The organism is Rhodococcus sp. EPR-157, from assembly GCF_001647195.1.
In the GTDB taxonomy this organism is placed as follows: Bacteria; Actinomycetota; Actinomycetes; order Mycobacteriales; family Mycobacteriaceae; genus Rhodococcoides.
Genome location: NZ_LVCV01000484.1, coordinates 1 through 22,029, shown reverse-complemented (window position 1 = coordinate 22,029; position 22,029 = coordinate 1). Strand labels below are relative to the sequence as shown.

At 62.1% G+C, this 22,029-nt stretch carries 23 protein-coding genes; 16 read left to right on the top strand and 7 right to left on the bottom strand.

The window, feature by feature from the left end; genetic code table 11:
• Window positions 1–339: hypothetical protein (locus A2J03_RS22075; protein WP_156520521.1), on the bottom strand; the 339-nt coding region annotated here is incomplete at its 3' end.
• 342 nt (window positions 340–681) lie between these two features.
• On the opposite strand from A2J03_RS22075, the gene A2J03_RS22070 reads away from it, so the two are divergent.
• The gene (locus A2J03_RS22070; protein ID WP_231912649.1) at window positions 682–1,389 is read left to right on the top strand and encodes an MmyB family transcriptional regulator; all 708 of its coding nucleotides are present in this window, start codon (window positions 682–684) and stop codon (window positions 1,387–1,389) included.
• A 1-nt stretch (window position 1,390) separates the two neighbouring features.
• Here the strand turns inward: A2J03_RS22070 and A2J03_RS22065 are convergent, their stop codons facing one another.
• Window positions 1,391–1,993: a putative glycolipid-binding domain-containing protein gene (locus A2J03_RS22065; protein WP_068378272.1), complete on the bottom strand. Its 603-nt coding sequence runs from the start codon at window positions 1,991–1,993 to the stop codon at window positions 1,391–1,393.
• A gap of 119 nt (window positions 1,994–2,112) precedes the next feature.
• Here A2J03_RS22065 and A2J03_RS22060 point away from each other — a divergent pair, with 119 nt between their 5' ends.
• Window positions 2,113–2,454, top strand: coding sequence for a hypothetical protein (locus tag A2J03_RS22060; protein WP_156520520.1), 342 nt, complete (start codon window positions 2,113–2,115; stop codon window positions 2,452–2,454).
• Window positions 2,455–2,535: 81 nt separating this feature from the next.
• On the opposite strand, the gene A2J03_RS22055 is transcribed toward A2J03_RS22060, so the two are convergent.
• On the bottom strand, window positions 2,536–4,200 hold the full coding sequence (locus A2J03_RS22055) for an FAD-binding dehydrogenase (protein WP_068378268.1): 1,665 nt from the start codon (window positions 4,198–4,200) through the stop codon (window positions 2,536–2,538).
• Between the two features lie 142 nt (window positions 4,201–4,342).
• Here A2J03_RS22055 and A2J03_RS22050 point away from each other — a divergent pair, with 142 nt between their 5' ends.
• Together A2J03_RS22050 and A2J03_RS22045 are read left to right on the top strand one after the other, a co-directional pair.
• Window positions 4,343–5,527, top strand: a complete 1,185-nt coding sequence (locus A2J03_RS22050) for a PucR family transcriptional regulator (RefSeq protein WP_231912648.1) — start codon at window positions 4,343–4,345, stop codon at window positions 5,525–5,527.
• Window positions 5,528–5,650: 123 nt separating this feature from the next.
• A complete protein-coding gene (locus tag A2J03_RS22045; RefSeq protein WP_068378264.1) occupies window positions 5,651–7,360 on the top strand; it encodes a ribonuclease J in 1,710 nt (569 codons plus the stop codon).
• Window positions 7,361–7,380: 20 nt separating this feature from the next.
• Here A2J03_RS22045 and A2J03_RS22040 read toward each other — a convergent pair whose 3' ends face one another.
• A complete protein-coding gene (locus tag A2J03_RS22040; RefSeq protein ID WP_068378262.1) occupies window positions 7,381–7,788 on the bottom strand; it encodes a MerR family transcriptional regulator in 408 nt (135 codons plus the stop codon).
• A gap of 82 nt (window positions 7,789–7,870) precedes the next feature.
• Window positions 7,871–9,391, bottom strand: coding sequence for a SulP family inorganic anion transporter (locus tag A2J03_RS22035; RefSeq protein WP_068378274.1), 1,521 nt, complete (start codon window positions 9,389–9,391; stop codon window positions 7,871–7,873).
• A 141-nt stretch (window positions 9,392–9,532) separates the two neighbouring features.
• Between A2J03_RS22035 and A2J03_RS22030 the strand changes: the two genes are divergently transcribed.
• The 8 genes from A2J03_RS22030 to A2J03_RS21995 all read left to right on the top strand — a co-directional run bounded on the left by A2J03_RS22030 (window position 9,533) and on the right by A2J03_RS21995 (window position 15,904).
• Window positions 9,533–10,480, top strand: a complete 948-nt coding sequence (locus tag A2J03_RS22030) for a universal stress protein (protein ID WP_068378260.1) — start codon at window positions 9,533–9,535, stop codon at window positions 10,478–10,480.
• A gap of 31 nt (window positions 10,481–10,511) precedes the next feature.
• Complete coding sequence (locus A2J03_RS22025; protein ID WP_068378258.1) at window positions 10,512–11,408, top strand: universal stress protein; 897 nt, start codon at window positions 10,512–10,514, stop codon at window positions 11,406–11,408.
• A gap of 31 nt (window positions 11,409–11,439) precedes the next feature.
• Window positions 11,440–12,039, top strand: a complete 600-nt coding sequence (locus A2J03_RS22020) for a hypothetical protein (RefSeq protein WP_197480909.1) — start codon at window positions 11,440–11,442, stop codon at window positions 12,037–12,039.
• A 139-nt stretch (window positions 12,040–12,178) separates the two neighbouring features.
• Window positions 12,179–13,189, top strand: a complete 1,011-nt coding sequence (locus tag A2J03_RS22015; protein WP_068378254.1) for an ATP-binding cassette domain-containing protein — start codon at window positions 12,179–12,181, stop codon at window positions 13,187–13,189.
• Window positions 13,186–14,037 (top strand): ABC transporter permease, encoded by an 852-nt coding sequence (locus A2J03_RS22010; RefSeq protein ID WP_068378252.1) that lies wholly within the window; start codon window positions 13,186–13,188, stop codon window positions 14,035–14,037. Before A2J03_RS22015 ends, A2J03_RS22010 begins: the two co-directional genes overlap by 4 nt.
• Before the next feature lie 40 nt (window positions 14,038–14,077).
• On the top strand, window positions 14,078–14,278 hold the full coding sequence (locus A2J03_RS22005; RefSeq protein ID WP_068378250.1) for a hypothetical protein: 201 nt from the start codon (window positions 14,078–14,080) through the stop codon (window positions 14,276–14,278).
• A gap of 112 nt (window positions 14,279–14,390) precedes the next feature.
• Window positions 14,391–15,287, top strand: a complete 897-nt coding sequence (locus A2J03_RS22000) for a universal stress protein (protein ID WP_068378247.1) — start codon at window positions 14,391–14,393, stop codon at window positions 15,285–15,287.
• A gap of 65 nt (window positions 15,288–15,352) precedes the next feature.
• A complete protein-coding gene (locus A2J03_RS21995; protein ID WP_068378245.1) occupies window positions 15,353–15,904 on the top strand; it encodes a flavodoxin domain-containing protein in 552 nt (183 codons plus the stop codon).
• 247 nt (window positions 15,905–16,151) lie between these two features.
• Here the strand turns inward: A2J03_RS21995 and A2J03_RS21990 are convergent, their stop codons facing one another.
• The gene (locus A2J03_RS21990) at window positions 16,152–17,531 is read right to left on the bottom strand and encodes an MBL fold metallo-hydrolase (protein ID WP_068378244.1); all 1,380 of its coding nucleotides are present in this window, start codon (window positions 17,529–17,531) and stop codon (window positions 16,152–16,154) included.
• 172 nt (window positions 17,532–17,703) lie between these two features.
• Between A2J03_RS21990 and A2J03_RS21985 the strand changes: the two genes are divergently transcribed.
• Window positions 17,704–18,477, top strand: coding sequence for a sulfite exporter TauE/SafE family protein (locus tag A2J03_RS21985; RefSeq protein WP_068378242.1), 774 nt, complete (start codon window positions 17,704–17,706; stop codon window positions 18,475–18,477).
• 116 nt (window positions 18,478–18,593) lie between these two features.
• On the opposite strand, the gene A2J03_RS21980 is transcribed toward A2J03_RS21985, so the two are convergent.
• The gene (locus A2J03_RS21980; protein WP_442971393.1) at window positions 18,594–18,884 is read right to left on the bottom strand and encodes an ArsR/SmtB family transcription factor; all 291 of its coding nucleotides are present in this window, start codon (window positions 18,882–18,884) and stop codon (window positions 18,594–18,596) included.
• Between the two features lie 266 nt (window positions 18,885–19,150).
• Here A2J03_RS21980 and A2J03_RS21975 point away from each other — a divergent pair, with 266 nt between their 5' ends.
• From A2J03_RS21975 to A2J03_RS21965, 3 genes are all read left to right on the top strand, one after another.
• Complete coding sequence (locus A2J03_RS21975) at window positions 19,151–19,681, top strand: hypothetical protein (RefSeq protein WP_068378231.1); 531 nt, start codon at window positions 19,151–19,153, stop codon at window positions 19,679–19,681.
• Window positions 19,682–19,749: 68 nt separating this feature from the next.
• Window positions 19,750–21,657 (top strand): phosphoenolpyruvate carboxykinase (GTP), encoded by a 1,908-nt coding sequence (locus A2J03_RS21970; RefSeq protein ID WP_082898006.1) that lies wholly within the window; start codon window positions 19,750–19,752, stop codon window positions 21,655–21,657.
• Window positions 21,654–22,029 (top strand): DUF5313 family protein (locus A2J03_RS21965; protein ID WP_068378227.1); only part of this gene is annotated, 376 nt, incomplete at its 3' end. The genes A2J03_RS21970 and A2J03_RS21965, both read left to right, overlap by 4 nt.

Below are 22,029 nucleotides of genomic sequence, written 5' to 3'. Positions count from 1 at the left end.
CGAGATCTTGAGATCGCGCCGGGGCGCTGTCGCATATCGTCTGAGCCCTAGATCCTCCGCGAGCGCCGCACTCGTTCGAAGAAGCAGTTGAGCCGCCCAGCCGACCCGTCGACTGAACTCAATCGGGAACTCTTTGACATCGGGACCGAAGACGGACGCCAAGAGGTTGCGCGCGATGACTGCGCTGTTCGTGAGCAAGCCCTGTAACACCAGATGTGTTGTGCCGAAGTACGGCACCTCGACGGTGATGAACCCTTCGAACTCGTCTTCATGCCAGATGATCGTCTCGCTGCCGATCTCCGGTGTTCGAAGGAGCCGACGTATGGCTGTGGCCGACAACCGCTGTGACGCCGTACCACCATGGCGCGCGGCGTGTGAGGCTAATCGCTGAAGCCGAAAGAGATGGTGAATATTGCTATCTACTAGCTGGAGGCCCGCAGCCGCGGCCAGAACCCCGACGGCATCCACCTTGTCCAGCTCATCGTTTAGCACCACACGACATTAGCTGCGACGAAGACTGAGACCTCTCATTTCGAGAACTCCTGTCCGTTCCATGCAAGGCCGCATGCCACTAGCATTGACCGGCTGACCGGGTCGGTAGTGGAACTGATCGAGGATTTCGGCGTGTTCTTTTGCGCTGCTCAACCGACGTGAAGTACGTAGCGTGCGCAGCTGGCCGGCGTGAGCGACTACTTGATTCGATTGGAGCAGGCACGCGAGGTTCGGCCGTCCCCTCAGGTAGTTCGGTCGTTGTCCGTCGCACTGAAGCTGACGACCGATCAGACCGGATACCTGTTCACTCTCGCCGGGCACCGACTGCCGGAGCGATCCACCCGACCGAGCGTGCCGAGCGGACTTGCACAGCTGGTTCTCGACGTCAGTCCTCTGCCCGCCATGGTCCTGAACCATCGCCTCGATATCCTGGCCTGGAACGACGTCATGGCCACACTGTTGCTCGACCTCGGTGACCGATCCGATCACGATCGCAACGTCCTGCGAATGTGTTTCCTGGACAGCCGCTTCGACGGATTCTACGGCCAACGCGACGACGTTGTCCGGGGTGCCGTCGCCGATCTGCGTGCAGCCTGGGCCGGTCATGCGCACGACGACGAATTGGCACGACTCATCGAGGAACTCGAAGAAGGCAGCGACGAGTTCGCTCACTACTGGCGCTCACGCGAAGTCTCGGTACGGGCACAGGGTGACAAGCCGATGGACCACCCACTCGTCGGACCCGTCACCGTGAGCTTCGACGTACTCAACCCGCTCGGAGACCCCGATCTTCGCCTCATCATCTATCGAGCTGCCGACCCTCGATCACAGTCTGCGCTCGACCAACTCGCACGCATCTCCGAACAGCGAAACACACGACATCTGCGGACGATCTGAGTCAGGCTCCAACGTCGCGTAGTGCTAGGCCGGGGTAGTCGAGGATCAATCCTGTTTCGTCGTAGTACAAGTCGGCTGCAAACCCGAACTGAGGCGCGGTGTACGCGCAGTGAAATCGGGTTGAATCGATGGCCGGGATGTCGTAGGTCTGATCCAACACGTCGACCGTACAGTCGCTCCGCACGTACACCGCTCTCACCGCGTGCACACCCGAATTTCCGACGAGCCTATGAATGGGCAGGGTATTGGTCACGACGGATGCTTCGAGATCGACGTCTGTGCAGCCGGCGAGATCCGGGCGGGCCCTTCCATCGACGGTCCAAGTGCCTCCCTCGTCGCGTAGGAGACGGGTCGTCAACGTCGACTGTTCGGTGCGCGTCTCGATGGTGGCCTCGCGGGTCTTCCAGTTCTCGTCGACGCTGACGCTGTAGGTCACTGCGTAACCGACCCCGTCCTCCATGATCAGGCTATTTCCCCACAACCGGGTCCCGCCGTCTCTCGCGTTGGTCGCGAAGTGCGCAATCTCGAAGCCGGCTCGGAGTCCGAGATGCCTCCAGGCTGCGGTCGCAGGGAGTGCAGCGAGCCGACCCGTGTCGTTTGCCATCGTGCGGTCTCCTTTTTGCATCGAATGAACAGCGTGCCGCGCAGATCCGTGGAAACCTATCGAGGAAGTCGTTGGGTCAATCGAAGTGGGGGCACATGAACGGTCGACGGGTTGGTTCGATGTCACTCCGTCTCGACGCGGCATATTGCGCAGCGACGGCGATCTTGGTTGCGATGTTCGCAACGCTGCTCGCTGACGCACTCGGCACCAGCCCCGTCGTGCTGCTCGTCGTGGCGCTCCTGGTTGGTGTGTGGGCGGCAATTCTGCGGTTCGGCTCGACACGATTCGCCCTTCGCCCGATGCTGTGGACCGTGATGTCGGCCAACGTCGTCGGAGCGGTAGCGATCGGGCTTTTGGCTCTGGTTGTTCCGAACGCTGCGCTGTCGATACTCATTGCCGCCATCTCCCTCGAGGTCGCGGCGTTCGCCTGCAGTCAGGCACTATCGTTGCGAACCCTCTGATCGAGTTCGCACTTGTGCAGGCCGTAACCCGCGATTCGTCTGCACAAGTGCGAACTCGACGACCACCATCGACCACGTGACTCAGGCCTGCGCGGCCAGCGCCCGACCCGCCTGTCGCCCGCCGAAGATGCAGCCGCCGAGGAAGGTACCTTCGAGCGATCGGTAACCGTGTACGCCGCCGCCGCCGAACCCAGCGATCTCACCGGCCGCCCACAAACCGGGCACAGCGGAGCCTGCGGCATCGAGGACGCGCCCGTCGAGGTCGGTCTGAATGCCTCCCAACGTCTTTCGGGTGATGATGTTCAGTCGCACTGCGATCAGTGGACCGGACTTCGGATCAAGGATCTTGTGCGGCGCGGCAGTACGAGCGATTCGCTCACCACGCGATCGTCGGGAGTTGTGGATAGCCGAGATCTGCAGATCCTTGGTGAACGGATTGTCGACTTCACGGTCACGGGCAACGATCTGACGCTGCAGATCGGCGAGGTCGATCAGGTCGTCCCCGGAGATCCTGTTCATGCCCGCCACGAGCTCACGCAGGGAATCTGCGACGACGAAGTCCTCCCCGTTCTTCTTGAAGGCCTCGACCGGTTCGCTGGCTCCGGGCAGAACTCGTCCGAGCACGAGTTTGAGGTTCTTGCCGGTGATGTCGGGGTTCTGCTCCGACCCGGACAGCGCAAACTCCTTCTCGACAATCTTCTGGGTAAGGACGAACCAGGAGTAGTCGTACCCGCTGTCCTGGATGGCTTTCAGAGTGCCGAGGGTGTCGAACCCGGGGAAGTTCGGCACCGGGAATCGTTGACCACGCGCATCGAACCACATCGACGACGGCCCGGGAATGATGCGAATTCCATGGTTCTTCCAGATCGGGTTCCAGTTCTTGATGCCCTCGGTGTAGTGCCACATTCGATCCTTGTTGACGAGCCGACCGCCTGCACGCTCGGTGATTCCGAGCATCCGACCGTCGACGTGCTCAGGTACGCCGGAGATCATCCGTTTCGGAGCCGTGCCCAATCGCGCGGGCCAATTCTCGCGCACCAGATCGTGATTCGAGCCGATTCCACCTGCTGTCACCAACACGGCACCTGCACGCAGATCGAACTCGCCGACCTCGACCCGGGTACTCCCGGAGCCACGCTCGGAGGCGCTGGGCTCGAGGACTGCGCCTCGGACGCCGTCGACGACGCCTGCCGTGGTGGTCAGTTCGTCGACTCGATGACGAAACGCAAAGCGCACCAAGCCTTTGGCGGCCGCCTCGCGGACCCTCCGTTCGAACGGCGCCACGACGCCAGGGCCGGTGCCCCAGGTCAGATGAAAGCGGGGAACCGAATTTCCGTGGCCTTCGGCGAGGTAGCCGCCGCGCTCGGCCCACCCGACGATCGGGACCCACCGCACGCCTTGCGCGTGGAGCCAGGACCGCTTCTCCCCCGCTGCGAAGTTCAGGTAGGCCTGCGCCCACTGGTGTCCCCAGTAGTCCTCGCCCGCGGGATCGTCGACTCCTCGATCGAATGACGCGCTTCCGAGCCAGTCCTGCCACGCCAATTCGGGCGAATCTTTGATGCCCATGCGCCGCTGCTCGGGGGTGTCGATCATGAACAGACCGCCGAGCGACCAGAACGCCTGCCCACCCAGGTTCTGCTCCGGTTCCTGGTCGAGCAACAGGACTCGCTTGCCTGCATCGGCGAGCTCCGCGGTCGCTACCAATCCGGCAAGTCCCGCTCCGACCACGATGACGTCTGCGTCCATACCCCACTCCTTCACTCGGCACCCTGTTGCTTCACTCGACCCCTCGACTGTGCTCATGGTGCTCGGAGAACTCAACGAATTGGTGTGAACTGACGATATGGTTTGTCACTGGATGACAAACATGTCACCCAGGGGGAGCATGATGGCAAGTTCACGCGAGAAGGTCGTCGCACACATCGAACAAGACCTGGCCAGTGTTGTCGCAGCTGCCGTCGACGCGATCCGGACGTCGATCCCCGCGTATCGAGATCTGCATGGGCCTCAGTTGGCTGATGTCGAAGCCATCGCGTTCTGGTCACTGCGACGGCTGATCACACTGTGGTCTGACGGATCCGGGGTGGTCGACCACCGGGATCAGAGCCGATTCCGAGCGATCGGTGCAGCACGCGCATCGGACGGACGACCGTTGACCGACGTACTGCGGGCGTATCGCGTCGCGTCGAGTGTGTTCCTGCGGCACGTCGGAGGGGTCTACCTCGACGATCTCGATCCCTCCGACGTCGTGGAACTCAGCGTCACCGTGCTCGAGGCCGTCGATGCGATCTCCGAGGAGATCACTGAGGCGTACACAACTGCCCGCGAACAACTTACGTCGAATCGCAATCAGGCGCAGGCAACGTTGCTCGACGATCTCGTCGTCGGCCGTCGAACATCTCCCGGCGCCCTCGCCGACCGCTCCCGCGAACTCGGCATCGAGCTTCCAGCGCACCCGCACCTTCTCATCGCGCAGACGAGCGGCTCGCAGATCACCGACAAGACCGTCGACGCATTGTTGACGGCGCTCGGAATAACACGGCTTTCACGCCCCAGCCACCTCTGTACCCGGCGCGAACAACGCGCAATTCTGCTGCTTCCCAACACCGTCACCCTCGAGAAGGTCGACGACGCCTGCCGGACGCTGCTGTTGCATGGATGTCTCGTCGAAAGACGCCCACTCGGAGAAGTCAGCGCCTCGTACCGGGTGGCCTCGGACGCACTCGACACCGCTCCCGCACATGCGTTTCACGGAAGGTCCGTGCTCGACGAGGGGGACGCGCAGTTGCTGGCGCTCCTGACGGCCCGGCCCACAGCGGATACGACGGCGGTAGTGCGGGCCGTGCTCGGACCGCTGACCGAGGCCGCCAACGGTCATATTCTCGACGGTGTGTCGGCGTTCATATCCACCGGCACGGCAACAGCGGCGGCGTCCGAGCTGCGGCTTCATCCGCAAACTCTGCGCTACCGGCTCCGTCGCGCCCGCGAGCTGACCGGCAGAGATCCACGACATGCGTGGCACCGGCTCGCCCTCGACACCGCACTCCAGCTCCGCCAACTCGCCAGTACCTGAATCGATCACGATCGATGTGGCGCATCCCGCTCGCGGCGTGGCTATCGGAGACGGCACAGGACAACCTCGCGTCCACGGACCTGGGGTGACGTCGGATTCGGACCCTCCCGTAACGTGAGTTTCATGTCGAGAACCTCACGCTCACGAAAGTCACCGGCCAAGTCGGCGCCGCGGCCCGCCGCTGCACCCAAGCCAGGACACCTTCGCGTCGTCGCGACCGGTGGCCTCGGTGAGATCGGCCGAAACATGACTGTGTTCGAGTACGAGGGCAAACTGCTCATTGTCGATTGCGGAGTGCTGTTCCCCGAAGAGCATCAACCGGGCGTCGACGTCATCCTCCCTGCCTGGAGTTTCATCCGCGATCGGCTCGACGACGTCATCGCGATTGTGCTGACGCACGGCCACGAGGACCACATCGGTGGTGTCCCCTATCTCCTTCGTGAGCGCGGCGACATACCCGTCATCGGCTCCAGGCTGACGCTTCACTTCCTGGCCGCCAAGTTCGAAGAGTTCAAGGTCTCGACCAAATTGGTCGAGGTGACGGCCGGCGAGACGCGTCAGGAAGGCCCCTTCGAACTCGAATTCCTGGCCGTGAATCACTCCATTCCGGACGGGCTCGCGATCGCGATCCGCACCGATGCTGGACTTGTACTACATACCGGCGACTTCAAGATGGACCAGTTCCCGCTGGACGGCCGGATCACGGACCTGCGGGGTTTCGCCAGACTCGGCGAGGAGGGTCTCGACCTTCTGCTCATCGATTCCACCAACGCCGAAGTTCCAGGATTCATGGTCTCGGAACGAGATCTGGTCCCGGCCATCGAGAAGGTGTTCCGCGAAACGTCGGGACGGGTGATCGTCTCGAGCTTCGCCAGTCACGTGCACCGCATTCAACAAGTCCTCGACGCCGCACACGCGCAGGGACGCAAAGTTGCGTTCGTCGGACGCTCGATGGTGCGCAACATGAAGATCGCAACGGATCTCGGCTACCTCACCGTGCCGGACGGCCTTGTGGTCGACCTCCCGAAGCTCAATCGCCTACCGGCGCACAAGATCACACTCATCTGCACCGGGTCACAGGGCGAACCACTGGCTGCACTCTCGCGCATGGCCTCCGGTGAACACCAGATCAAGGTCGGCGACGGCGATACCGTCCTGATGGCCAGCAGCCTGATCCCAGGCAACGAAAACGCCATCTACCGGGTGATCAACGGTCTCGTCGACAAGGGTGCTCACGTGGTCCACAAGGGCAACGCCAAGGTGCACGTCTCCGGGCACGCGAGCGCCGGAGAGCTCGTGTACTGCTACAACATCCTCGAGCCCGCCAATGTGCTTCCCGTGCACGGTGAATCACGGCACCTGCGCGCCAATGCGGACCTCGCGATCCGCACCGGAGTCCCCCGAGATCGTGTGCTCATCGCCGAGAACGGTAGCGTGATCGATCTGCACGACGGCATCGCCAGCATCACCGGTCGCACACCGATCGAGCTGATCTACGTCGACGCCAGTTCCGTCGGTGGAGTGACCGAGGATTCACTTGCCGAGCGCCGACTTCTCGGCAGCGAAGGCGTCCTGACCGTCATTGCCATCGTCGACCCCGATACCGGTCTGCTGGTCGACGACGTCGACTTCATCGGCCGCGGATTCGCCCACGACGCAAATACTTTCAATGCGCTCGGGCCTGCGATCGGCAAAGCACTCACCCGTGAGAGCGACAGCAGCGTTGCATCGAGGGAGAGAATCGAAACGCGAATCGTTCAGGAAGCTGCCCGCTGGGCGAAGCAGAGTCTGGGCCGTCAGCCCCTTGTCGTTCCGGTCGTCGTAGACGGCTAGAGCGTCGAAGGCCGCAAGCATCAAATCTGCGCGGCAGCTCCGCGCGTCGACAGCAGCTCGGTGAGCTCTTCGGCGTAGGCGAGCTGCCTGCGCAGGTTGTTACAACTCTCCTCGGCCTTGGCGTGACACTGCCGAACGAATGCAGCAGCCGAAGCACGGGCGTCCTCGTCGGATTCACCGTCGGACAACGTATCCAAGGATTCGAGGAGTTGCTTCATCTCGGCGAGCGTGAAATCGAGCGGCTTCATCCGCCGAATGACGAGCAACCGTTCGACGTCGGTTTCGGTGTAGAGCCGGAATCCGCCGACGCTACGAGCCGACGGTGTGACCAGCCCGACGTCGTCGTAGTGGCGAACCGTGCGAATGGACAGTTCGGTTCGCTGCGCCACTTCACCGATCTGCATGTGCAGATCGCGGTCTTCCACCATGTGCTGCCTTCCTTGCCCGATCACGCTCGAACCCCGGGCCGTTGTTACCAAGGGCTCGATCGTTCGCCCTGGCCGTCCCACTCTAGCCATCAGCGCCCAGGTTTCCGCTCAGACGGTCGTGACGCTCGATCGACGACGCGTTCAACCCGACGATCGTGGCGGTCTTCCCCTTGGCTGCGTATTTGGTGGTGATCGCGTCGAGGGTGGCGACGGTGGATGCATCCCAGATGTGAGAATCGGACATGTCGATGACGACGTTCTTCGGATCGCCGACATAGTCGAACTGATAGACCAGGTCGTTGCTCGACGCGAAGAACAGCTCCCCCTTCACCGCATAGACACGAGTGTCCTCGTCCGGGTGCGCGACGTCGACGACCTCCGTCAGGTGCGCGACCCGTCGCGCGAAGAGCACCATCGCGGTCACGACTCCGACGACCACACCGTAGGCGAGGTTGTGGGTGATGACGGTGACAGCCACGGTTGCGACCATCACGAGAGTTTCGCTCTTGGGCATCCGCCGCAGCGTCTTCGGGTTGATGCTGTGCCAGTCGAGTGTGCCGACCGAGACCATGATCATGACCGCGACGAGCGCGGCCATCGGAATCAACGCGACGATGTCGCCGAGTCCGACGACGAGGATCAGCAAGAACAATCCGGCGAGGAACGTCGAGATGCGAGTACGCGCACCGGATACCTTCACGTTGATCATCGTCTGACCGATCATCGCGCAGCCGCCCATGCCGCCGGTGAAGCCGGTGACGAGATTGGCGACGCCCTGGCCCCAGCCTTCGCGGGTCTTGTTCGAGTGCGAATCCGTGATGTCGTCGACCAACTTGGCGGTCATCAGGGACTCGAGCAGCCCGACCAGCGCGATGGCCAGCGCGAACGGAGCGATGATCGACAGTGTGTCGAGGGTGTACGGCACATCAGGGATCAGGAACGACGGCAGCGACGACGGCAGTTCCCCCTCGTCGCCGACGTCCGGGACACCAAACGCGAACACGATGGTCGCCGCAGTGAGCAGCACGATCGCGATCAACGGCGCCGGCACGATCGTCGTCAGCTTGGGCAGGAAGAACATGATGACCAACCCCACCGCAACCATCGGATAGACCAGCCACGGAACGCCGATCAGATAAGGCAGCTGCGAGGAGAAGATCAAAATCGCCAGGGCGTTGACGAACCCGACCATGACGCTGCGCGGAATGAACCGCATCAGTTTCGCCACGCCGAGAACACTGAGGACGATCTGCAGGATGCCACCGAGAATGACAGCCGCGATCAGGTAGTCGAGCCCGTAGTCGACGGACAGCGGGGCCACCACCAGCGCGATTGCCCCAGTCGCAGCCGAGATCATCGCCGGACGACCACCCACGATGGAGATAGTCACCGCCATCGTGAACGACGCGAACAGACCGACCCGCGGGTCGACGCCGGCAATGATCGAGAAGGAAATGGCCTCCGGAATCAGTGCCAGTGCGACGACGAGACCAGCCAGCACCTCCGTCTTCAGGCGCCGGGGCGAACGCAACGCGCCGAGTACCGAGGTGTCTTCGACTTCGGCGACAGACGTCTGGGCAGGTGTGGACACGACGAACTCCATTCGAATACGCAGCAGAAGGCGAAGCAACAGCGAATCTACTCTCACCGGAGAGGAGGTTGCGATTCGGATCGGGGCCACCGGACTGTGGCCGCGGTCTGGCCCAGCGATGTGAGGACTTTGTGCTCTGCAAGGAATATAGGCATGCGATACAGACTGGGCTGGACAGCGCGTATCCGATCCGAGGAGATCATCTTGAGCAACGAACCAGTGGACTCGACCCGCGCGAACAGCATCTGCGTGGGCATCGACGGCTCACCGGACGAGGCAGGAGCCGTCCGATGGGCGGTGCGACTTGCACAGCTGCAACATTCGCACATCCACCTCGTGCACGCACTCCCCAGCGTCGAGTGGGTCTTCGGTGACACCGTGTTCGCCGCCCGCCAAGGGCTCGATTCCGAACTGCACCATGTCGGCCAGGGCTACCTCGACAAGGCTGTCCGACTCGTGAATGAGCTCGACCCCGATATCGAGGTACAGAGTTCCATTTCGGACGCGTCGTCGGTCGAACTGATGAAGTCTCTATCGGCGAACGCAAGCATGATGGTTCTCACTTCCGTCGAGTCCGGGCCGTTGCGCGACTTCGCCTTCGGCTACTCCATCGTCGAGATGGTCAATGCGGCACAGTGTCCCGTGCTTGCGTGGCGGCCACGAACCGACGAGAACATGTCCGAGACCCTCCCGATCGTGGTGGGCGTCGACGGTTCCGAACCTTCCCGACGCGCATTGGCGGCTGCATTCGAACTCGCCGACACACTCAGTGCCGCACTGATTGCAGTGCATGTCGGAGCTGTCCGAGAGAAGGACGAACTCGACTACGGCGGCGCAGTGGACTGGCAACATCTGCGTGAGGCCGAACGCACATGGTTGCAGAAGATCGTCGATCCGCTTCGCGAGAAGTATCCATCCGTTCAGGCGACAACCCAGTCTTCGGGTTCGACGGTCGCCCGCGAACTGCGCGCTCTGTCCGCGGCCGCCCAGGTCATCGTCGTCGGAAGTCGTGGGCGCGGTCGCCTGTCCGGAGCGATTCTCGGTTCGGTGAGTCAAAACCTCATCCACCACGCCGAATGTCCTGTGCTCGTCGTCCACTGAGACGCTGTCTGCCCCCTACGAAGGAGTCGATATGACCAACAACGCCCCGATAGTCGTCGGCGTCGATGGATCCGGCAGCTCGTTCGACGCCGTCCGGTGGGCCGCCCGCGCCGCGGAACTCCGCGGGGCCCCGCTGAAGCTGGTGTCGGCTTACCAGAACACCAACGTCTATACGACGCTCATCGCGATTCCGCCCAACATCGGCAGCGAGATGAAAGCCGCAACGACCAAGATATTGGAGGCCGCTTCCGAGATCGCATCGACGACGGTCGACGATCCCGCAACGCTGTCGGTGACTGCCGAGGCAATCGTAGGTCCCGCGATTCCAGTACTGCTCGAACGGGCGTCGACGGCACGGATGCTCGTCGTGGGGTCACGTGGGAATGGTGAGTACTTCGCCGAATTACTCGGTTCGGTGAGCGCCGGGGTCTCCACACATGCGCACTGTCCGGTAGCAATTGTTCGCGGGGTGCCGGTCTCGGGTTCCCTATCTGGCCCGGTCGTCGTGGGTGTCGATGGATCCGAGCAAAACGAGATTGCGATCGGTGTCGCATTCGAAGAGGCGTCGCTTCGCGGTGCCGAACTCGTTGCCGTCCATGCCTGGGCGGACCATGTTCTACTACGCCAGTTTCCCGACGACACCGACGAGCCTGTCGATGTGCCCGCTCTGGTTGCGGCGGGGCAGACAATTCTGGCGGAAAGCCTCGCCGGGTGGCAAGAGCGATATCCGGAGGTGAAAGTGGAACGAATAGTGGTGCGCGACAGTGCCGTAAGCAAACTCCTCGAGCTTTCGAAGGGAGCGCAGGAGGTCGTAGTGGGGTCACGAGGAAGAGGCGGCTTCAGTGGGCTCATGCTCGGATCCACCAGTCGTTCGCTCTCTCACCTCGTCGACTGTCCGATGATCATTGCGCGAGAGCCCTCGGCATGAGATGACGCCGCCTGATAAGGGGAGGTCAGGCGTGACGAGGACGACCGGACGCACCACAGGAATCGATCTGTATTGGCTTCCGCTCGGAGCTGGCGGCCACTCGGTCCGCTGGAACGGCAGAATCTTCGAGGGCGTGCGCGCGCTGATCGAGCGCCGTTCAGCCCTCGCCCTGTATCACTCCGCCCTGATCGTGACCATTCCTCCAGACGAATACGTGGTCGAAATGACCCCGGCGTGGGGTGGACCGGATGTCGATCGAGGCGTTGCGCTGGAAGGTCCGGTAGGACTCCGAGCAGCGGGATTCTCGAGTTTCTTCAGGTACGAGGTCCATTGTTGGAAGAACGGATCGATCGCAGACCTGGAAGACGCAGTCGATAGTCCACAGCGGCTCGCGAAGGACACCGAGACTTGTCGACGGGTGCTCGAGGTTGCTGCGACGGTTCCTGCTCTGGTCTGGGGTCGCGACGAACTGAGAACCGGCGAAATGTGGAATTCGAATTCCGTCATCTCATGGGTGTTGATGCGCTGCGGTATCGACGCAGCATCCATCGCCCCGCCGATCGGTGGAGCTGCACCCGGATGGAATGCAGGCGTCGTCGCCGCCGAGAACGGAACCATGAGTAGGCCGTGATCGTGAAGCGTATTCGAAATACCTTCGGCGGTCGCGTCGGGCACAAAGTCCCTTCTCTCATCGACGGGTCCGGGGTCACACTCGAGCAGGACGTTCTGCCGACCGACACCAGCACTTCGCCAGCAAAGGACAGGTGGCCATGCCGTATCAGCAAGGCACCGAGCGAAAGCCGCACAGCGACAACAAGTCCGAGGCGAGTTACCGGATCGAGGTCAGTGAACTCAGCAAGAGCTACGGCGACAAGCTGGTAGTCGACCGACTTTCCTTCGTCGTCGAACCCGGAAAGGTGACGGGTTTCCTCGGACCGAACGGCTCGGGTAAGTCCACCACGATGCGCCTTATAGTCGGGCTCGACCACCCAAGTCACGGGCGTGCACTGATCGGAGGTGTGGACTACGTCCACCTCCGACAACCGCTACGCACGGTCGGTACGCTTCTCGACTCCGAGGCTGTCCATCCGGGTAGATCTGCGTACCACCACCTGCTGTATCTGGCTCAAACGCAATCCATCCCCAGTCGGCGAATCGATGAAGTTCTCGAACTCGTCGGTTTACGAGAGAACAAGAACGAACGCGCAGGATCGTTCTCCCTGGGAATGCGAAAACGACTAGGGCTCGCCGCAGCGTTGCTGGGTGATCCGCCGGTGTTGATCCTGGACGAACCGATCAACGGGCTCGATCCGGACGGCATCTACTGGATGCGCAACCTGATGCGGCACCTGGCGAGCGAGGGAAGAACGGTGTTCGTCTCCAGCCACCTCATGGGTGAAATGGCGCAAACGGCAGACAATCTCGTCGTCATCGAGAACGGTCGGCTGATCGCCGAGTGCACCACCGAAGAGTTGATCGCCAGAGCCAGTCACCCGTCCGTCGTGGTCAAGTCCTCCGATTCGACCACTCTCGGCGAATACATCGAACAAGACGGCGGTCGAACCTCCCCGGGATTCGACGGCGCACTGACGGTGCGTGGGATCCCTGCTCGCCGGATCGGTGAACTGGCCGACATGCATCGCATTGTCATTTACGAGCTGAGGCCAGTGGAGGCATCGCTGGAGCAGGCGTTCATGGCACTCACACATCCCGTTTCGTCGCCCGATCCGTCGCCCGATCCGTCGACCCTAGTATCCGCCACCCAAGGACCAGCGAGATGAGCCGTCCCTCCGAACTTGAGCTTTCGCCTGCACCCGTCGCGCGCCGGGAACCCACTACAGCTGCATCGCTTGCAGTTGCACTGTTGAAATCCGAGTGGACCAAGCTCGTGTCTCTGAGGTCGACCACCTGGTCTCTCGCACTGTTCGTGCTGATTACGATCGGATTCACCACCTTGTTCACGTGGTTGACCGTGGAGTACTGGGACAACGTCGATCCAGTGGGGCAGGGGCAGATCCTGGCTGATCCCGCCCGACAGATTCTCGGCACGGGATTTCTGCTCGGGCAATTGGCCGTGTGCGTTCTCGGCGTCCTCGTAGTGACGAGCGAATACGCCAGCGGCACAATCAGGGCGAGCCTGATGGCAGTCCCGAAACGCACACCCGTCTTGGCCGCCAAATCTGGGGTGTTCGTCGTCGTGATCTTTGTCGTCAGCGAGATCGCCGCATTCCCGGCGTTCTTCATCGGGTCTGCGCTGATGCACTCACGTGCACCGGTATCTCTCGGCGATCCTGGTGTGGCGAGGGCCGTAATCGGCGCCGGGCTCTACCTTTCGCTGCTGGGAATCATGGCCATTGCTATCGGCACAATCGTGCGGCACACAGCAGGAGCGGTCACTGGCATCATCGGATTCGTACTGGTGTTGGCGCCGCTGGCCCAACTGTTGCCCGGGACCGTAGGACGACACATCTACGCCTATCTCCCTTCGCAGGCCGGGAGTCTGATCACCTCGCCCAAACAAGCGTCGACAGATCTCCTCTCGCCATGGCAGGGATTCGGTGTCGCAGCAATCTGGACGGTCCTGCTGATCTCAGTGGCTGCGTGGATCCTCAGGCGACGCGATGCATGACCCTAGTCCACTCCGATTCCCTACATTCGAGCGAGATGCGATGAGAGAGCCCTCGACTGCCGAAGACGCTGTGCACCAGTGGCCGGACGATTTCGAGTTCGAGTTCGACGAAACACTGATGCGCAGTCCGCTGGCCGCCCAACTCCGCGTCGTCGAGCATCGGATCGGACTCATGATGTCTCAACAAGGGGTGTCGCACCCGAGTGAGCTCGAGTGGCCACCTACGAGTACGAAACGATAGTTCCTTTGTCGGCCCCGATAGTCCTTGGCGATCGGGACGAAAGACTCTGCTGAGATATCGATTTCGTGCCGAGAATCAGGAGGCGCGTCGAACAACACACGAGAGGCCGACCATGAATTCAGCTACACAAATAGTCGTCGGAGTCGACGGGTCGGTTTCCTCGTTGGACGCGGTCCGCTGGGCCACGGAGGAGGCCATCAGTCGCCGGGCACCGCTGCTGATCGCGACCTCGATATTTCTGGCGACAGGAACCTACGCCGACGCGATGAACCTCGGCGCTGGAATCTTCTCCCAACAGAAATCGGCGGGGACCGCTGTACTGGTCGAAGCGACCGAAACCGCACGCAAAGCGGCGCAGGGCCGAGCACTGACCGTCGATACGACACTGCGCGAGGGTCCGGCAGCACAATCCCTGATGGAACTCTCCGAGAGCGCTGCCATGGTTGTCGTCGGATCCCACGGTCGCGGAGAATTCACCGGCGGATTGTTCGGCTCGGTCAGTACCGCGATTGCCACTCACGCCCGTTGTCCGGTCGTCGTGGTGAAAGGGTCGCCCTCCGCTGATCAACCATTACGGGAAGGGCCTGTGGTCGTCGGAGTCGACGGTTATGTCACCAGCGAACCCGCCATCAGGGCAGCACTGGAAGAAGCATCACTGCGTTCGGTTCCACTCGTAGCGGTTCATGCTTGGAGCGACTTCGACCTCAGTAGCGGATACATGCAGGGAATCGAATCCAATTGGGCCAGAATCGAAGCCGAAGAAGATGTCGCCCTGGCTCAAAGCATGGCTGGATGGCAGGAAAAGTACCCCGAGGTGTCCATCCGTCGTATCGTCGTCAAAGACAGGCCTGTAATGGAACTCGTCAGGGCCGCCGAAACCGCGCAACTGATCGTCGTGGGCAGTCGCGGCCGCGGAGGCTTCACCTCACTGTTGCTGGGTTCGACCAGCCGAGCAGTGCTGCACACAGTCGACATACCCGTGATGATCGTCTCGGGGCGAAACCAATGACACGCAACCAATGGCACGGATCGCCAGTTCCCTTCTGACACAACCGACACCGAGGAAGACCGCTGATGCGCATACTTATCGCCACCGCAAGCCGCCACGGTTCCACACGCGAACTAGGACGCTGGTTGGGCACTTCCATCACCGACAGGCTCGCCACCGGCGACACTTCGGTCGAAGTTCGCGACGCAGCAGATGTCGACAGCATCGCCGAGTACGACGCCGTCATCATCGGAAGTGCTGTCTACATGGGTCGCTGGCTACGCGAAGCCCGATCGTTGGTAGAGCGCGAACAGACCGAGCTCGAAAGCAGGCCAGTGTGGCTGTTCTCGAGCGGTCCGATCGGAAAAGACTCCAAAGATGCCGCGTCTTCCAAAGATCCAGCGTCTTCCAAAGATCCAGCGTCTTCCAAGTGGGACAAAGCACCCTGGGCTATCGAACACCGGGTATTCGGAGGCAAGCTCGACAGGTCGACGCTGTCTCAGTTCGAGCGCCTGGTTGTCCGCCTGGTTCGCGCCGGCGACGGTGACGACCGATCACACGATGAAGTCGACGCCTGGGCCGACACCATCTGTAGGACTCTGAAGACCGGCGCGTCCAGGTCAGCGACCGAACAATGAACCCGAAGACCGTCGGTGATCCTGGTTCGGCGCGGTGTCCTCGCTGCAAGTACAGCGGGCGGTGACGGGGACAGAACGCATGACGTCGTCGACATGTTGGCCGCAGCCGTCCCAGCCGGTCTTGCCGCATGTCGAGCACGAGATTGGGTAGCACATTCGAGTTCTCCTAGGTTGCGAGTCAACATGACTCAGGTTCGGTGTCAGGCGGGTTCAGTGGCAGGCGGGTTCGTGTCGGGCGAGGACGGTGTCAGGCAGGAACGTGCGCCTCGGACCAGGCGTCATAGCCGCCGAGCAGGTCCGAGACACTGTCGAAACCCTGTGCGCGGAGCAGCGAGGCGGCCACACTCGAGCGCCATCCGCCGGCGCAGTGCACAACGATCGGCTTGTCGGTGGGAACTTGTTCGAGCCGGGTTCGCAGCTGTGCCAGTGGAATCGGAACCGATCCTGGGATCGTGCCGAATTCGCGTTCACCGGGGTTGCGGATATCGACCAGCGTCACCCCGTCTGCTGCCAGCAACTCCTCGAGCTCGTCAACCGTAGTGCGTGGAGCGCTGCGAACCAGCTCGGCCAGTTCCGCGGGGAACACCCCGTCACGATCGACACTGAGGTAGCCGACCACATGGTCCGAACCGATTCTGGCCAAGCGCATCGCCGCCTCTTGCTCGTCACCGGGATAGGCGATGAGCACGATCCTCGCGCCGACCTCGGCAACCATGCCGCCGGTCTCGGCGAAGCGACCATCGAAACCGACGTTGACGGACATGCGCAGATGCCCGGCCGCGAAGTCATCGACGCTGCGCGCATCGAGTACGCGGGTGCCCGCCGCGAGTTCCTCTTTCACCGTTGCCGGCGTCAATTCTGGGACGACATGGTCTCGGGACAACAGCGGGTGCACGCGCTTGTTCATGGCAGCGTCCGCGGAGAAGTACGACGGCGCGGCCGGTTGCCCGTGGGTGACCAGCGCAACGAACGCGTCTTCGTCCATCGGCTGCACCGAAGGATTGGTCCTACGCTGCTCACCGATGGTGGAGGTCAGATCAGTGGACAGGTTCTTTCCGCACGAGGAACCGGCGCCATGGGCTGGCATGACAGTAACCTGATCGGGCAGCGTCAGCAGCTTGTCGTGCACCGTGTGGTACATCGCCCTGGCCAGATCAGCTGTGGATCCGTCACCGAGGTTGACCAGATCGGGGCGGCCGACATCGCCGATGAACAGGGAGTCACCGGTGAGCACGGCGGTAGGGGTGGCGCTCGGGTTCTCACGCACCAACACAGAGATCGACTCCCACGTGTGGCCAGGGGTGGACAGGATTTCGAGTTCGACCTCTCCAAGGGAGATGCGCTCGCCGTCTCGGAGTCGACGGATGGGGTAGTCGGTTTCGGCGGCCTCACCGAAACCGATCCACGCGCCGGTGGCGTCGACCAATTCGAGATGCCCGGAGACGAAGTCGGCATGGAAGTGCGTATTGATGACGCCCTCGATAGTGAGGCCATGTTCGACGGCGTCGTCCAGGTATTCGGCGATGTCGCGGCGCGGATCGACGACAACTGCCCGACCGGTGCTTTCGTCGCCGATCAGGTAGGACGCGTGCGAGAGGCATTCGATGTAGTACTGCTCGAGAATCATGATTCCTCCGTAGGGCTGGACCCAATTTCTGCGAGGGCCATAGACACAGTGTCGTATACCCCCTAGGGTATGTCAAGTACCCCTGGGGGTATATCGGATAGGATGGGAAGAGTTCGGACATGAAGAATGGCGAAATACGCGGACGACCGGGTCCGGAGCGGAGAATTACCCCATGACGTTAGTGCTGGCGCTCGGATTCGGCGCCGTGATCGGTGTGCTGCTCGGCTTCCTCGGCGGCGGCGGCTCGATCCTGGCGGTGCCCGTCCTGGTGTTCGCTCTTGGACTGGAGGTGGAACAAGCAATCCCCATCTCGCTGGTCGTTGTCGGCGCGGCTTCCGCGATGGGTGCGATTCCGAAGGTGCGCGCGAGCCAGGTCGAATGGCGACTGGCCGGCGTCTTCGCTGCGACCGGCATTCCTGCCACGTTCGCGGGCAGTGCCGTGGGACTACTACTTCCGGAATCGGTTCTGCTGGTCGGATTTGCGGTCGTGATGATTGCGGCCGGAGCCCGCATGCTCAGCGAGCGAGGGAATACCGGAACAGCCTGCAGCACAGGAGGATCGGGAATCAACTGGAGACGGTGCGCGCCACGTTCCATCCCGGCAGGCCTCGCCGTGGGATTCATGACCGGACTGTTCGGCGTGGGAGGCGGGTTTCTGATCATCCCGGTTCTGGTGCTGATGCTCGGGATCGAGATGTCCGTAGCGGTGGGCACATCTCTTGTCATCATCGTTGCCAACTCCGCAGCCGGACTGGTTTCCCACCTGAGTGGTACAAGCATCGACTGGGCGATCACAGCTGCTTTCGCGGGCACCGCAATAGTGGGATCGGTTTTGGCCGGGCACTTCGGAACCCGGGTGAACACGGCCCGACTTCAACATTGGTTCGCGTACCTCGTCTTCGCCGTCGCCGCGTACGTGCTCGTCGACGCGTTCTTCCTGAGCTGACGTCGATAGCGCCGACGCCAACGGAATATCCGACTTCGATGCGCCGCGACGTCAGGACGCTCGGTCACACGCCATGAGTCCGATTCTGCAACGGCCTTTGGTCTCTTTGCTTAACGCTAGTCCAACATCTCGGCCTGGCCGGCTACAACAGTGGACAAGATCGAGCGCGCCGTCGCCAACAGGTCGGCGATGTCGGGAGAAGTGAGCACGTACGACACGGACAGCCCCTCCCTGCGGGAGGAAACAAGACCGGCGCGCTTGAGGATCGACAGCTGCTGCGACAGGTTGGCAGGCTCGATCCCGACTTCTGGCAGCATTTCCGACACCGCGTACTCGCGTTCGCTGAGCAACTCCAGGACACGAATTCGGGCCGGGTGGCCGAGCGTCTTGAAGAAGTCGGCCTTCATCTGATTCAGCGGCTTTCGCACTTTCTGGGCCACGGTCACTCTCCTGCACTCCATCGGATCACCGACGCAACGAGTCCTTCGCCTGAAGGGACGCACGAGCTGCGCTGTTTGCGAACTTTAGCAACACAGCAAAATGCTGCTGGTTGCAGCGCATCGATGACGGATACGTCACAGCCTTGCTACTTGCTAAACTTCTAAATTAAGTAGATCGTGTAGTTGTAAAGTAATAAACCAGAAAGTCTGCAGTCAACCAGGAGGTCGGCGACATGAGGACACCACATATCCACGACGAGGTCTCGTCCTGGCGCGCTGTCCGACTTCCCGGCGTCGACGGACCGAACACCGTGACGTGCGCTACCGAAGTCGGTGCGATCACAGTCGCGTTGGCGGCGGCTGTGGTGTCCACGCTCGCCAATCGTGGTGTTCCTGGAGGCAGTGGATGCGTGGTCATAGCGTGCCCAGAACGCGCTCCGCTGCTGGGCCCGGTACTCCTCGCGTGCGGAATCGGCAGCATCACCAGCTGGAACACCCGTGACACCCAGGATTTCTCGCTGAGGCGCGTGAGCTCACACAACCACATTCTGGTGGACCTGCGTGTTCCGGAGGACCTCGACGACGAGATCGAGGACGCGATCACCGCCGGTCCCGATGTCATGTCTGCAGCCACAGTCTCGCTGGCGGGACTGTCCGACGCGCTGCGTAGACAAATGATCGCGCAGATCGATACACCGGTTCTGGCCGCGTGTGCTCGCGCGATGGTTCTGCAGACGACCCCCGGTGACGTCCTACCGACCTAGACGAGCCGCTCGCCGCCCACGACGGCCACCCGATATCCACACCAGAGCCCTCTTCGAAGGAGCACACCATGACTACAGCGAGCACAGTGGACCTCGACTTCAGCCGCGGACCGACCTCGCATCCGGAGTTACAACGATGGGTGAACGAGGTCGTAGCACTCACGACTCCCGACCGTGTCGTATGGTGCGACGGCAGTCCCGAGGAATGGAGTCGATTGACAGCTGTTCTCGTCGATCGCGGCACCTTCGTCGAACTGAGCGAACCCGCGAACTCCTTCCGATGCGTCTCCGATCCAGACGATGTGGCACGCGTGGAAGATCGCACCTTCATTTGCTCGGACAACGAATCCGATGCAGGCCCGACGAACAACTGGATGGATCCGGTCGACATGACGACCGTGTTGACGGAGCAGTTTCGGGGCGCAATGGCAGGACGCACGATGTACGTCATCGGGTACTGCATGGGCCCCTTGGACTCGAAAGATTCCGAAATAGGAGTCGAGATTACCGATTCCGAGTACGTCGCGGTGTCGATGAGCGTGATGGCGCGTACCGGCACACCAGTTTGGCAACGCATGGGCACCGAGACACCTTTCGTCAAAGGGCTACATTCAGTCGGCGCCCCCCTCTCCCCCGGCCAGCAGGACGTGCCGTGGCCGTGTGACCACACCAAGTACATCAGCCACTTCCCGCAGACCCGGACCATCTGGAGCTACGGATCCGGCTACGGCGGCAACGCACTCCTCGGCAAGAAGTCGTTTGCCCTGCGTATCGCCTCGACCATGGCCAGGGACGAAGGCTGGCTGGCGGAACACATGCTCATCCTCAAGCTCACGTCACCGACCGAGGTTGTCCGCTACATCGCGGCGGCGTTCCCCTCCTCCTGCGGCAAGACCAACCTGGCGATGCTCGAACCGACTCTCGACGGCTGGACCGCAGAGACGATCGGCGACGACATCGCCTGGATGCGCTTCGGCGCAGGCGGGCAGCTCTACGCCGTGAACCCCGAAGCCGGCTTTTTCGGCGTGGCCCCCGGGACAGGGATGAAGACGAACCCGAACGCGATGCGCACCATCGCCGGCGGCAACTCCATCTTCACCAACGTCGCACTGACCGACGACGGCGGAGTGTGGTGGGAGGGTATGACGAAACAGGCACCAGAGCACCTGATCGACTGGCGCGGCAATGATTGGACTCCGGACACCAAGACCGTGGCTGCACATCCCAATTCGCGCTACTGCACCCCCATCGACCAATGCCCGACGGCCGCTCCGGAGTGGAACGACCCACAGGGAGTACCGATCTCGGCCATCTTCTTCGGCGGCCGACGATCCACAACCATTCCCTTGATCACCGAGGCATTCGACTGGAAGCACGGGGTCTTTCTGGCCTCGATCCTCTCGTCGGAGACGACGGCGGCCTCGACAGGAACTGTCGGCGTGCTCCGCCGCGACCCCATGGCGATGCTCCCCTTCATCGGATACCACGTCGGCGACTACTTCCAGCATTGGCTCGACATCGGGGCCGACGCGATTGCCCCCAGAGCCCTACCGAAGATCTTCTACGTCAACTGGTTTCGCCGTGGCGACGACGGAGACATTCTGTGGCCAGGCTTCGGTGAGAACCTCCGGGTCATCGACTGGGCTTTGCGCCGCATCGACGGACGGGCCGACGCCACGCATACCCCTCTCGGCTTCGTCCCCACGACCGATTCACTCGACCTCGCCGGACTCGACCTCGAACAGGAAGACCTCGAAGAGGCGCTCGCAATCCAGACCGAGGAAATGCTCGAGGAACTCACTCTCATCGATCAGTGGTACGCAACCATCGGCGGCAACAAACTCCCCGATGAGCTTCGGCAAGAACTCAATTGGCTCAAAGTGCGCCTGAGCGGCTACGCGAGTGGAGCCGCCACCGCCGCCGAGCACCGCGATGTGCCGTACTCGCCTACGTCCGACAGGAACCCCACACGATGACACCCGCACCTCGACCCAATCGTAGGCAGATCGCACGCTACATAGCGGGGCGGCCGCTACCCGAGCAGTTCAATGCCTGGGTAATCAACGACATCACCGGCCCCGGATCGACGCGGCGCTACGCCACGCGGTGCATCGTCCCGCTGCTCCCGCTCTTGGGCGCGTGTCTGCTCGTGCCCGGTCCGCTGTTCATACGTGCAGGAATGTCGCTGATCCTCCTACTGCCCTTCGTCTACTTCATGATTGCGCTTCAGCCCATCTACCAGCGTCATCGGTTGGTCAGCCACGGACTCGACCCCGCACTTCTGACGGCCTACAAACAACAGGAAATCGACGACACGGTGGCGCGCTACAAGCAGCGGTACAGGGCCG